Source organism: Limosilactobacillus albertensis (assembly GCF_014145555.1).
GTDB classification, from domain to species: domain Bacteria; phylum Bacillota; class Bacilli; order Lactobacillales; family Lactobacillaceae; genus Limosilactobacillus; species Limosilactobacillus albertensis.
The window spans coordinates 77,333-90,361 of record NZ_JACIVD010000048.1 but is presented as its reverse complement, the minus strand read 5'-3'; the positions used below and the strand labels follow the sequence as shown (position 1 = coordinate 90,361).

Below are 13,029 nucleotides of genomic sequence, written 5' to 3'. Positions count from 1 at the left end.
ATCTCTAACTGAACAAAATATTTTAATCAACTTTAGGATAGAAATCAAGCCCTAGTTATGTAACTGAAATTCATCTAATAAATCCTGCGCACTAAGAATCGGCTTAGCACCTGCAGCAATTAGGCTATTACAACCAACTGATAATGGTGCATCTATTCGCCCTGGTACCGCGCACACTGTCCGATTTTCATCTAAACCAATATTTGCCGTAAACATACTACCACTATTAAAACACCCCGTAACATCAACGATTACGGGGTGTTTATTTATGCATGTGTCTCATTTGTGTCTCAACGCTCTGACTTCATCTATTTTCTAAATTGGTAGAATCATAAGGCAATACTTAATTAAATTATACCACGAAGACCGTCGAGCCGGTCGTATTAATTACATATTGACGACTACACGACTAATATTTATTTGAGTTTGTCATCGTAACACGGTCAACAACTTGTTAATTGAACATGTGACGACATGATGAGTTACGTTAATGCTCAGATTGCCGCTCAGACAAAATGAAAAATATTTTGGCGTATAATCCATCGTTTGAATTCGTCTCAGAGCCAAATAAGACCGCAGGATGCGGTCGTAATAATTTCATGTTGAAAAGAAAGGATGATCTATATGATGAGTGATGAAGAGTTAAACACCTTAAAATTTTATAATTACCAATTGGAGATGGTCGATGAGTTAGAGTCAATGTTGAAAGATTCAGATGTTAGCTTTGACGGAAAAAATCGAGGTGAAGCTTTCGAAGAATTGCAAGATTTAGCATTCGACAGAGACTTGACTGGAAACAGAACCGGTAGCTATTGGTGCAACGAGCTTAAATCAGAAAGAGCGTTATTAGGAAATTTTGATCTAGTTCAAGATGCACTTGACGACTTTGGAATGGAGTCGATAAGTTCTCCTGAATTAGTAAGCGGTGAACACCTGGACGTTTTAGTTCGTGAATATTTATTGCCTGCTGTTATAGATGACGTTCTCGATAAACACAATATCGCCCCATTTTAATATAAGAAAGGATTGAATTATAATGACACAACAAACAACTAATAAACTACAAGGAATCCAACGCTATTATCAACGTACTAAACAAGGAGAGTTCGGCAATACCTATTACATCGAGCCGCGTGAAACCTGCCCCTTGTATGTATTAAATTCAGATGATCGGTTTGTTATCGTAACGTTTGATAAGTCTGATAATTACATTGTTGTTGATAATAAACGTTATTATCTCAACAAATATAATTCTATTAAATGTACAGATAAAATTACCCAACGCGTTGCTGTAATTGATCTCGACGAATTACAAAAATCGAAAACGTATGATTATAATAGGAAATTCAAACACAAATACACAGCAGAATTTCGATCATTTGACGAGTTGAAACGTCTAGCAATGCAACAATATGAAATAAACGGAGTTCCTTATATTAAGCAAATTGCAAAATATAATGAAGAAACCGGTCAAATTAGTTATATCTATGAGCCGTCATTTGGAAAAGTGACCGATCCTATTGCTGCCGCTTAATTCAATTCGAACCCGTATTTTGCGGGTTTGTTTTTATCTAGATTATGATAGAATTATAAAGAATTGAGGGATGACTATGAAGCCAATACTTAAATACCGTGGTGGAAAATCAAGAGAAATTAAATACTTTAAGGATTATATACCAAAATTTGATACTTATTATGAGCCGTTCTTTGGTGGCGGAGCCGTTTATTTCTATTTAGAGCCACAAAAAGCCGTTATTAATGACGTTAATAAACGGCTTATTGATTTTTATAAGGATGTTAAAGATGAATTTGATTTAACACATATCCAATTATCAAAACTTGGGGATGAGTATAAAAAGAATCGTGAATTATTTGATTTAGAAAAATCAAAGCATCCCCATGACCATGTACCTGATAAAAATGAATCTGTCTATTATAAAATCAGAGATATATTCAACGGTAAAACATCAACTGAGTTAACATATGCAACCGTATACTTCTACATTAACAAAACGGCATATTCTGGAATGATTAGATATAATAAGAATGGTGACTTTAACGTTCCGTTTGGTAGATATAAAAACTTTAACACTGATTTATTAAATAAAGGACACTATAATTTATTAAAATCAGCAACAATAACCAACAACGATTATATAAAATCATTTGAATCTGCAACGTCAAACGATTTTATGTTCCTAGACCCTCCGTATGACACTGTTTTTAGTGAATATGGTAATGAAGTTTTCACCGGTGATTTTGGTGAAGATGAACACCGAAGACTGGCTGAAGACTTTAAGAACTTATCATGTAAAGCCTTGATGGTTATTGGTGAAACTGAACTAACAGATGAATTATATAACGGATATATAAAAGGAAAGTATAATAAGCGATATTCTGTTAATATTAGAAACCGTTTCAAATCAAGTGCTAATCACCTAATAGTAACTAATTACTAAAAAAAAGAACCCGATATACGGGTTCTTTTTTATTACATAGACAACATATAATCACGAATTTTATTATACCAATCGGCCTCGTCATCAGCAGATTTGGCGTACTCTATAGTCTTACTATGGATTTTATGAATATCATCCTCGTTGAGTTTGTGGCCGTCTTGAGTGACATTCTTAAAGAATTTAGCAAAATCATCAATTGTCAACGGTATAAATTCAACAGTACCTCCGTAAAGTTTGGTTGGTATTAAGTGCTTATAATAGAACTCAGTAATAACATTAGGCTGAATTGTCTTTGCGACAAATAATCCGAACGTCTCTTTACCGTTTTCTTTTGTTCTTAGCTCTCCCAAATGTCTTGTCACTGGCTCATTTTCCATTTCGTATTGCTTTTTGCCGCTTGACATGGTGACTTCGCAAATCATATTAAAATCACCATAATCACCAACAATATCAGCGGTGTTACCAGGAGCTGTATTAATTGGATCTCCGTTTGAGTTAGTTTTAAATGACCCTTTGATATTTCCATTATCAATCATGGTAATAGCTCTCCACGTGTTCCATTCCAGATATAACGGATTGTCAAAGTAATCTTGAGATTTAATGTGTTGAAATGTGTCGAGTACATCTTCAACTTCTTTGTTATCGTATGATTTGAGTGATTTGGCATATTGCTCACGTACTAACTGGTCGAGTTCGTCTTCCTTTTCATATTGGAGCTTCTTTAATTCTAGAGAAGAAATTCCTTCATAGCTTCTATTAGCAACATCTTTATATTCTGATAGTCTAGCGTCAAGCTGATTAATTTTATTAATCAACTCGCGAGGGCTATCAGACAGGAGCTTTGGATAGTTAACATCAAAAAGTAATTTATTATATTCTGTGTTCGAATATTTTTTTGCTTCACGACTAACATTATTTAAGATGTACTCGACATCATCTTCACGGTTTGGAGCAACTACTACCTGAAGCTTTTTGTTAACAACAACAAGCCCAGTCCCTGTTAAGTATCGAAGAAATGCATTACCATAATCACCAACATTATTAAACTTGGTCTTAATAAATTTTTCTGACGATTTGCTTTTAGTTTCTCTAACCTTAACGTCATCAGATTCAATCTTATCAGAATACAAATTAGACACGTACTTCATCATATAGTCATGATAATGTTTACGAGCATGAATGTGATTTTGTTTTGCTTCTTTTCTATATTCTTTGATTCGTTCGACAGTTTTATCAAAGTCATGGTAGTCTGTCATTGTTACACCGAATGCATAAAATTCAGAGCGTGACAAGTCACCAACAATATATACCAGCCTCAAAAGTTCGAGATAAGGTTTAATGTTGAACATTCCCTTATTGTCTTGACGTTCTGGAAATAGTGGACTTGGTAATTGATATTTTAACAATTGTTTGGTTAAAACATCTTGAAAAATATATTTATTTTGAATTTGTTTTCCAGGCTCAGTTATTCTAATTCTTGGCTTCAACTCAACCAGTCCAAGAGCTTTTGGAGCTCGTGTTATTTTGTCACGTGCTGACATTTCGGGGTGCTTACTCTTACCTATCGAGAAATCACCAAGCTGATTACTAACCATCGCTTTATAGTAATTGACTTGTGTTTCATTATTCCATTCTTTTCCTTCGAATTGTTCCAATAGTGATAGATAATATGGAACCCGTTGTGGACTTCTCGGACTCGTTGACATAGTCATATATCTGCTACTAAATCCAGCCATGTTGTCATCTCATTTCGTCTCATCTTTTTCTTAATTATACTCAATGTAACTAGATGTGAGAAGAGCATAAGGGAATTTGCCAAATACCGGTGTATGAATGATATAAAATGCTTATATATCAACATTTTGTATTTAACCAAAATATAAATAAATAGACCAATATGGATAATCTATTGGTGTATTTGACAAAATTTAGGCTGTTTAGCAGTAATCCAAAATATCATGGAAAGACACAATACCTCGCTGTTCCTGGAATATCTACCAAATCGACGTTTTGACCTTTCCGATGAAATTTCAACTTTTTTGTTCGACAAATCAGCAGAGACACGAACATATGATCAATTGTCTCTTTTTGATGACAATACGATTAAAAGAAGAAGCCTCAACATGAAATCGTGCCGAGCCTTGATTAATGTTCAGCTATAAATTAGGTCCGACCGACGACGTGATCGTGGTTTAGTTTCGGTCCGTTTTTGTGTATGAAATAAGTCCTGTCTCGACTATCTTCTATATTTCAAAACAAAATCAAACAAAAAAAAGACTGATTACCAATTAAGGTAATCAGTCTAAATTTATTTTATGTTTAGATTTCGTGCCATTTAGATGTTACACCATACCACGGGCTGTAGCTGTCTGCAGACCAAATAGGACGACGGGCATAATGAACAGTCATATCTGATGTCAAATATGTAATTTCAGCATATTCAACACGTTGCTCATATTGCAAAATTTGATAAGGCTTATCAGTTAACCCATCATAATTGGATGCAGACTTTACACTGAAGTTAGAAAGTTGAGTGTCACGCATTGGATAAATTCCCGGAGTAATTCCATACGCTCCGATCTTTCCAGTGTCAACATCTAATTCATATGACTTTGTTGTATCTGTGATATTTAAATATTTTGGTAAATCGGTTTTAGAAACTACGACAAAATCACGAGTTGCTGGCTGGTATTGCGCGTAATTGTACGGTGTATCTTTAGTTGCCGTATCGGATTGAGATTTAATCGTAGCAAGTGCTGATCCAGTATTGATGACAAGTGGGTCACCATACGAATACGCAATAGAGCTAATTGTTCCATCAGATCCAACAACCAAATCACCAATTTCTGGCTGCAGCATTGAATATTGCTGATAATTTAATAATTGTGAAGCGTTAATACTAATACCTGAGCTTGATCCTTGACAAACCCAAACGCTGTGTCCATTTGATCCAGCAGGACCAGCAACACCTTGCAAATTGGTGTAAGAATCCGAAATATAAACATTAGATGAATCAACTTTTGTGATTGTTGAAATTGCGGTCTGTGTATCAATATTTGCTATCAAATAATCACCAACGCGAGGAGCTGGAGTTGTTTGATTTAACGCATCGATAGATACTGACATATTCATATTTTTACTTGATAGCTGAGCATTAGTTGAGTAAATCATCGTGCCACGATCGCCTTTTTGTGACTTAATGTTTTCAACGTCGTGCTTAGTTGCATAAGTTGAATCAGCGACGGATTTGGTAATGTATGGCGTCAAGTCGACTGCCTTAATATCAGATTTGAGAGCATAGCCTGACATATCAGGAATTACTGGAATGTCACTCTTTTTGGCATATTCAGAATCAGCATCAGTCTTTTTTAAGTATGGAGTTAAGTCAACGGTCTTAATATCGCTCTTTTTAGCATATTGTGACAAGTCAGGAGCTTCTGGAATGTCGCTCTTTCGGGCGTAATCGCTCAACTGATCCACTTTAACATAACCTGTGAGATCCACTGAATTTGGAATGTTAATCACATTATTGTTAACGGTTAATGTCCGCTTTGCTGCGTCTAATGTAATAGCTGGAACTGTTGGAATGTCTGACTTCTTTGCAAAATCTGCCGTGTCCTCTTTGCGTACATAGTCGCTTAAGTCCACATTGTCGGGCAAGTCAACGTTAACACCATTAATAGTTAATTGTTTCTTATTAGAATCATACAGAACACTTGGCACGTCTTGCTTCTTTGCTAGATCTGCTAGATCTTCACGCTTGACGTAATCTGTTAAATCAACCGTAACCTTATTGTTCTTGATCTGCTGGTTGACCTGATCCTTTGTGTAGTAGTCGGATAGGTCAATATTTGAAGGAATCTCAACAGCCACACCGTCAACAGTCAACGTCTTAGTATCTTTGTTATATTTAACATTTGGAACTTCTGAAGTCTTAGCATAACCTGAAAGATCGACACTGTCGGGGATGTTGATAGTCTGATTGTTGATTGTTAATGTCCGCTTGTCAACGTCTAACGCAACATCCGGCACGTCTTTCTTCTTAGCGTAATCTGATAGGTCCAACATAGAAGGATCAACCTTAATATTCTTAACGGCATCATTGACATCAGCGTGAAGATCCTTACGTAGATCATCGAGTGTTAATGTCGTTAATGTCTTATCGGTTAAGTCGTCGGCATTCTTGTCAATAGTTAGAGCTAATGCTCCAGAAGACGGATAAATCGTCGTCTCAGGACCATCTTTTTGACTTACCCAAAGTTCAAGGCTGTACTTTCCGGCTGGTAAATTGACAAGATCAGCACTGTTGATATTAACGTTATTACTACCAATGATTAACTTAGCAGGAATGTTTTTGACATGTGCAGAATTAGTATCAATATGTACTGTTGCAATGTCCCCCGCCTTGAAAATTTTAGGTTCGTTGTCATCGTGGGCGCTCAAAATGATAGTTGTACTGTCATCGTTTTGTTTAATTGTATCTGTGTTGTTAACATTTAATAATTCACGTGACATATATTATTACCTCTCTTTACTTAAAAGATCCGTAAGCTTGATGTGTTACGGCATTTCGTACTACTACATATCCGTATCCGTTATTACGTGGTTGGCGTACCCAAACATAGCCTCCGTGATTACTCCAAGCGTCATATTTGACGGTTGATCCTGGATTTAACAGAGCAATCCGTGAGCTGCTAGTTCGTGCTCCCCATCTGAGGTTAAGCCATGTATTGCTTGTAAACGTGCCGTTTTCCTTGTGCCATGTATCACCCAAAGCGTCACGCCAAGTGCTGCCTGAGTTTTTGGATTGTTGGTTGGTCTGAACATTTGCACGAATTCGCAAGGTTTGGCCTGGATATAACATGCTGGAGATTGACCGGCCGTTAATTTGAGCCAACGTATACATGTTCATACCGTGACGGTTGGCAATACTCCACCATGAGTCACCATATCGGACGGTATAAGTATTAGCTGCTGGTTGAGGCTGTTGTTTTTGCGTGTTGCTTGGGCGATTTACGGGCTGAGTTACGGTTGGGTTTGTGTTTTGTGTATATCCGTTGTTTGTAATGCCCGTCAAATCAACGTCACCATCAAGACCGCCCAAGACGTACGTGCTAGTAAATTGGAAAATTGCCACGTTGTTAAACGATGGGAAAAATCCAAAGTTTGGATAACGCCGGACACTGTAATCAGGATATTCAGCAAGCCATAACGGATACTGTGTAGAGATATACTGTAAATTGATGTGATTTACTAAAAAGTTCTTATAACCGTATAAAATCGGTGTATAACCTGCTGCCTTGATCCGCCCCAATGCATATAACACTGAATCAGTGTCTGGGTTTCCGCTTTCAACGTCTAACGCAACAATTGATCCTTTTGGGGTCGTAACACGTGGCAAGTAGTAGTTTAGCATCTGGTCAGCTTGCCACCGTCCCGAAAATTGGGCATAAATGTATGTGTGAACATGTTGACCACGAGCCCGGAAAGTCTGTACTTGAGAGCCATACGTCCAGTGTGGAACGAACGATCCGTTATAGTAGCCGCCAATTTGGCTAAACATAAACTTTTCATCACCATAGCCATATTTTCCGTACGCTCCCTGGTATTCTGATTGATCAGTCCCCCGTTCACCAACTGCTGCATGGCTTACAGTACTACCACCGGCAATAAAAAAGACGGCTGTAAACACAACCGCCAAGATTTTAATTAATTTATTTTTGTGAAACAAAGTTAAAGTCACTCCTTACTTTTAACTCAAAATGTAATCTTGTAATCAAAATTACGTCGATATATGAGCGTTTTTAGATTAGTTTGCGTGTAATCCATCGTTATTTTTCTCTGTAGAGCGTCTAAATCACTTTTGAGTTGATTTCGCGGAATCACTTGCTGCGCTTGCACTTTCGGCTATTTGTGTTGCAACTGAGGCCGCAACGCTTGCTGCCACCGACGCTGCCAACTGCCGATTTTCGACCGGTTGAACAGACGTTGAAACAGTAGAAGTTTGCCGTGGCTCGGATACTTTTTCCGGATTGATAATTGACGCTGTGGTTGGGCCTTCGACGAATCCAAAAATCGATAAAATAGTCAAAATTGTGTTCAAAATCGCAACTGCTTGATCTTGGTGGACTGGAACAATGCTAAACATTGCTAAGATCTGGTCTACCAACACAATTAACAAAGTGATAGCACTAACTAAAACCGTTTTGTTAATCGTACCGTCTTCATTTAGGAATTTGTGTTGTAAAATCTGCTTAATCTTGTTTGTCATCATTACTACCTCCTGTGTTAAGTTGTCGGTAAATTTCATTGATACGTTCTTCGTCACGAACAAATTGTCGATCATGTTTGGCAACATGCTCGGTTAATTCTTTGTACTGCTCGTCTCGCTTGTCGTTAGCTTTAACAAGCCGATCAACACTATCACTTAACTTGTCAATGACTAAACTTAGCGGATTAGTCAACTTGTCTTTCAGTACTACAATAAGAAGTCCGCATAGGGTGCTAATGATAAGGATAATAACGGTGATGACTGCTGCCCAATCCGCAGCTGTCATCCCCAAGCCAACCCATTCTCCATCACTCGCTGCACATACTACATTTGAAAACACCTGATATCACCGCCTTACGATTGTTTAGAAATGTGTTGTACGTCGTTACCGTCGATTTTCTTGTTGTCAATGTTTTGGTTAACGGTGTTAATCAAAGCCGTAACAGCGCTAAAGAGATTATCAATGTTCACGCTGGTGGCATAACTGGTATTGCTGATGTTAGTAACGTTATCTTGAACATCGCTCAATACTGTACTCAAATTGTTATTGTTCTGCTGAGCTGTGTTAGCTGTTGCTAACGCTTGGCTGGCGGTTGCACTAATGGCATTAATTGACGTGGTGACGTCGGGGATGTTGCTTACTGCTGTACTCAATGTGTCAACTTTTGTGCTAAGGCTGATCAACGAATTGTTAACATTGGCAAGGCTTGAAGCGACGTCAGTGTTTCCGCTGCCTGAAGTATCCATGTTGTCAACTGATGAAGCTAAGCTTGCTAGCTTATTGTCTGTATTTTTAACTGCACTTGATACCGTAGCAATGCTTGTTTCAGCAGACGTTAGCCGGTTATCAGCACTTGAAATTGCCGTACTATTTGCAACGATTGAATCAGTATTATTACTAATTTGTGTTGAATTAGATACAGCTTGTAAACTTGCGGAGTTCGCCGTCGTTTGGGCTGTTACCACTGCATCCGATACATCGGAGAGCTGTTTGTTATTAAGAGTGTCAATGTTTACAGTTGTGAATGAGTTAGTTCCGGTAAAGTTATTGTTGCCGTCTGCCGTTGGAAAAGCGTTTGATTGAATTAATTTCTCGTAGCCTTGGACCAATGCTTCTGCGTTACTGCCGGCTAGCTTAACAGCTTCAATCCGTGACTTTGCCTGATTGAGTAAACGGTCAACACTTGAAATATAAATTCCAGTGTCTACGTCAGAAACTTCGATCCCGTTTTCATCAACTGAAAAATCAACGTTAACCGTTGATGTACTTGTTGTGTTTCCTGTATCGTCTTTGTCGTTAATAACAAAATAAGCATGTTGATATTCTCCGGCGTTCTTGTAGAATTGGGCGGGAATGCCAAATACAATAAGTCCGCCCGTTCTCGATACCCAATTTAAGACCATATCGGAAATTTTAACTACTCCCGCTGCATCTTGAGCTCGTAATTCAACTGTGCTGTTTGTCAAATCATGTGGTTGGTCGTCATCGACAAAAGCAATCGGCACGCGCCGCATCGTATCACCTTGCCGACCATTCATAGCATCAACCATTGCGGTTTGCGTTGGGTCAATTGTTGTGTCCAAGATGTAATATTGTCCTTGCTTGTCAGGCTCGTACTTAGTTAAATGTGCATTATCTGCCATTTTGCTATATCCTCCTTATTAATATTTTTGTAATTTGTCAACAACGAAATCTAAAAACCGTTTGGCGTCGTCCCAATCATCCAATGTATCGACATTCTTAATAATATTTTGACGTTGAAGCTGGTCTGTTAGTCGGTCGACTACTCGGGCGACTTCTTGTTCTGCATCAATAACATATGAAGAATAGAACGAGTTGTGTTTAGTTGGAGCTGATAGATTGATTTCATCAATATTTAGATTTACACCAAACACGGCCTTAACCTTGGATTTGATAATAGATAATGAGTTGTTAACATAATTAATTTGATCTTGAATTTTCATAATCAAAACCTCTTTAAAACAAAAAACAGCTAAGATTTGCTCTTAAGCTGCTTCTTTAATTTGTTGTTTTCTTCTGTCAATTTATCGACTTTGTGGCTTAATGCTTGAACGGCCTTCACTGTGTAGGCTAACAATGCCGAATCGTTACGATAAGAGCCCGATTTGTCTTTGAAAACGTCTGGTGTTCGCCATTGCGGATTATCGTGGACATCGTCAATGATTACACTGGCTTCTGGATTTTGCTTATCGTCATACTCTTTCTTATAACGATATGTTGCAATATCAGTATTCATAATTGTTTTAAGGGCTTTGTCTTCATCTAACGGCTTCACGTCTTGCTTAGTTGATAACTTAGAAAGTTTATGAGTGCTGGTAGCGTAAAGCGGACCCATGTTAACTCTCGCCAAATGACCAGGATTTTTACCATTAGTTTTCGTATCATCATACAAACCGACGCCATCATCATTATAAGAATCTACCACGTGGTGAATTGTTCCGTCGTCGTTATAATCGGAATTTGGAACTTTGGCTCTGAATGTAAACTGTCCAGCTTGCGTCCACCACATCCCCGATCCGGTCAATCCAGCGTGTGAAAAATAAAAGTCGGCATTTTGATAATTTGAATTTAGATTTGTGTTTTTTCCGTGAAGCCATGAGCCGTGGTCGTAATCAATCATCATTAGCCGGTCAACGTAATGATTTTGGTTTATTGAGTCTGGAGTTATCTTATGATCCCGAAGTTGAGCCATAGCGTCATCGTCTGCAACACGTAAAAGCCATTTATTGTTATTTTTGTTAACAACAATATTTCCATGATCGCTGATATATGCATTGGTCCCGCGGTCTGAAATTGACAAGAAGAAACCTTGAGCCGATCCCTGTTGTCCATTTTGTGGCTGTGTTCCGTCACCGTTTCCGTCATCATCTGGCCGGTCTGTTGTGTCATCGGTATCTTCTTCATCCAATCCGTCGTCGTCTGAATCGTCGTCTCCGTCATCATCTGAGTCGTCATCGTCTGAATCATCGTCAAGATCATCTGACAAATCGTCATCTGACAAATCGTCGGAATCGTCACTGTCATCGCCTGAGTCGTCATTAGTCAACTCTTTAAAATCAGTCATAGCTGGAGATAATTCCAAATCGTGCATAACGATAGTTCTAAGATTTCCTAAAATTCCAGGATCTACTGAATTAAGAGTGAGGTTTGCTCCTTTTTGAGGATCAAACGGGTACCAATCAAAGCCACGCAAAATAACATGATAAACATTATCATCATTTGAAACCCCAACGGTATACTTAAATCCAGGTATAGGCTGTGCTTCTGTCTTTCCCGGGTGATCGACTGTTGCCGTGACACTAACAACAGGACGAGTTACCATCTTTTCACGAGCCGCGGCAATTGCAGCAGCTTTATTAGTAAAATTGTTGTCAAGAATGGAATCAGCCATATAATAGCCATACTCTTTAATAGATTTTTCAGATACAGCTAAAAAGTTCGCAAAATATGGGCGTGTTTGCATAACAATGTCTGAATCATCCCCGCCGGTTTGGTTCTTGACTTGATATGTTGCAGATTTAACCTCAATCGCATTACACATTTGAGTAATCGAACGTTCAACCTTAATATCTTTTGTGTCATACATATTATCGAAACGTTGCCCAGTATCGATATCACGAACGTTGACAAGTTCTCCATTTTTACCACGTGATTTTTGGAATCCGTAGAAGTGTATTTCATGTCCCCAACCAATTACGACTGTTCCGGGCCAAATGTCGGTAATTTTTGTTAACAATTGCTTACCGTTCCAATGGCCAACGTCCTTAATTCCACGCTTGGGAAACCATCCATGCACTACGAACTTAAAGCCCATCGTGTCAATTCCATGTTTAAAGAAATTGAGCAGTTGTTTCAATGTTAAATATGAAACGTTCTCTTTCTTTTTGTCACCTTCGGAAGTAGTGTATATCATCTTACGTGGCTGGTTGACACGCTTAAAGTTTACGTTTGCCAACTGATCAGCAGATACAGAAGCACTATCAATACCACTCACCGAAGTGTTAAAGTTTGATATTTCGAAGATCTGTTCACCTGCAAGAATTCGTGCTTTGTTGCCTAACGCCTTAAATGCTGCCGAACCGTCGTCATGTACACTAAAACTAATATTGTAATCTGAATTATCATTATATTTAATATGAACACTCGACCGATCAACACAACCAGTTAATGGGTAAACATTCATATAATGATTTTTTGTGTTTTTTGGGTCGTATTGTGCAACTTTAAGATAATCGAAACTCTCTGGATTACTAATTGACATGTAATATATAACATCC

11 protein-coding genes and 1 pseudogene are annotated in these 13,029 nt (G+C 38.1%); 3 read left to right on the top strand and 9 right to left on the bottom strand.

The window, feature by feature from the left end; translation table 11 throughout:
• Window positions 1-51: 51 nt before the first annotated feature.
• A pseudogene (locus H5S41_RS02305) lies at window positions 52-228 on the bottom strand (DNA-processing protein DprA); the annotation flags it as partial.
• Window positions 229-624: 396 nt separating this feature from the next.
• Here H5S41_RS02305 and H5S41_RS02300 point away from each other — a divergent pair.
• The 3 genes from H5S41_RS02300 (at window position 625) to H5S41_RS02290 (ending at window position 2,459) form a co-directional block, all read left to right on the top strand.
• Window positions 625-1,014 carry a hypothetical protein gene (locus H5S41_RS02300; protein WP_182602109.1) on the top strand — a complete coding sequence of 130 codons (390 nt, stop codon included), beginning with the start codon at window positions 625-627 and terminating at the stop codon, window positions 1,012-1,014.
• Window positions 1,015-1,036: 22 nt separating this feature from the next.
• Window positions 1,037-1,534 (top strand): hypothetical protein, encoded by a 498-nt coding sequence (locus H5S41_RS02295; RefSeq protein ID WP_182602107.1) that lies wholly within the window; start codon window positions 1,037-1,039, stop codon window positions 1,532-1,534.
• 76 nt (window positions 1,535-1,610) lie between these two features.
• Window positions 1,611-2,459, top strand: a complete 849-nt coding sequence (locus tag H5S41_RS02290) for a DNA adenine methylase (protein ID WP_182602105.1) — start codon at window positions 1,611-1,613, stop codon at window positions 2,457-2,459.
• 32 nt (window positions 2,460-2,491) lie between these two features.
• On the opposite strand, the gene H5S41_RS02285 is transcribed toward H5S41_RS02290, so the two are convergent.
• From H5S41_RS02285 to H5S41_RS02250, 8 genes are all read right to left on the bottom strand, one after another.
• Entirely contained in the window at window positions 2,492-4,195 is a 1,704-nt protein-coding gene (locus tag H5S41_RS02285) for an AlwI family type II restriction endonuclease (RefSeq protein ID WP_182602103.1), read from the bottom strand.
• Window positions 4,196-4,778: 583 nt separating this feature from the next.
• Window positions 4,779-6,974 (bottom strand): hypothetical protein, encoded by a 2,196-nt coding sequence (locus H5S41_RS02280; protein WP_182602101.1) that lies wholly within the window; start codon window positions 6,972-6,974, stop codon window positions 4,779-4,781.
• 16 nt (window positions 6,975-6,990) lie between these two features.
• Complete coding sequence (locus tag H5S41_RS02275) at window positions 6,991-8,190, bottom strand: GH25 family lysozyme (protein WP_231833121.1); 1,200 nt, start codon at window positions 8,188-8,190, stop codon at window positions 6,991-6,993.
• Window positions 8,191-8,316: 126 nt separating this feature from the next.
• Window positions 8,317-8,730, bottom strand: a complete 414-nt coding sequence (locus tag H5S41_RS02270) for a phage holin (protein ID WP_182602099.1) — start codon at window positions 8,728-8,730, stop codon at window positions 8,317-8,319.
• Window positions 8,714-9,070, bottom strand: a complete 357-nt coding sequence (locus H5S41_RS02265; RefSeq protein WP_182602097.1) for a hypothetical protein — start codon at window positions 9,068-9,070, stop codon at window positions 8,714-8,716. Before H5S41_RS02265 ends, H5S41_RS02270 begins: the two co-directional genes overlap by 17 nt.
• A 14-nt stretch (window positions 9,071-9,084) precedes the next feature.
• Entirely contained in the window at window positions 9,085-10,374 is a 1,290-nt protein-coding gene (locus tag H5S41_RS02260; protein WP_182602095.1) for a BppU family phage baseplate upper protein, read from the bottom strand.
• Window positions 10,375-10,392: 18 nt separating this feature from the next.
• Window positions 10,393-10,695 carry a hypothetical protein gene (locus H5S41_RS02255; protein ID WP_182602093.1) on the bottom strand — a complete coding sequence of 101 codons (303 nt, stop codon included), beginning with the start codon at window positions 10,693-10,695 and terminating at the stop codon, window positions 10,393-10,395.
• A gap of 29 nt (window positions 10,696-10,724) precedes the next feature.
• Window positions 10,725-13,013: a phage tail protein gene (locus H5S41_RS02250; RefSeq protein WP_182602091.1), complete on the bottom strand. Its 2,289-nt coding sequence runs from the start codon at window positions 13,011-13,013 to the stop codon at window positions 10,725-10,727.
• Between the last annotated feature and the right edge of the window lie 16 nt (window positions 13,014-13,029).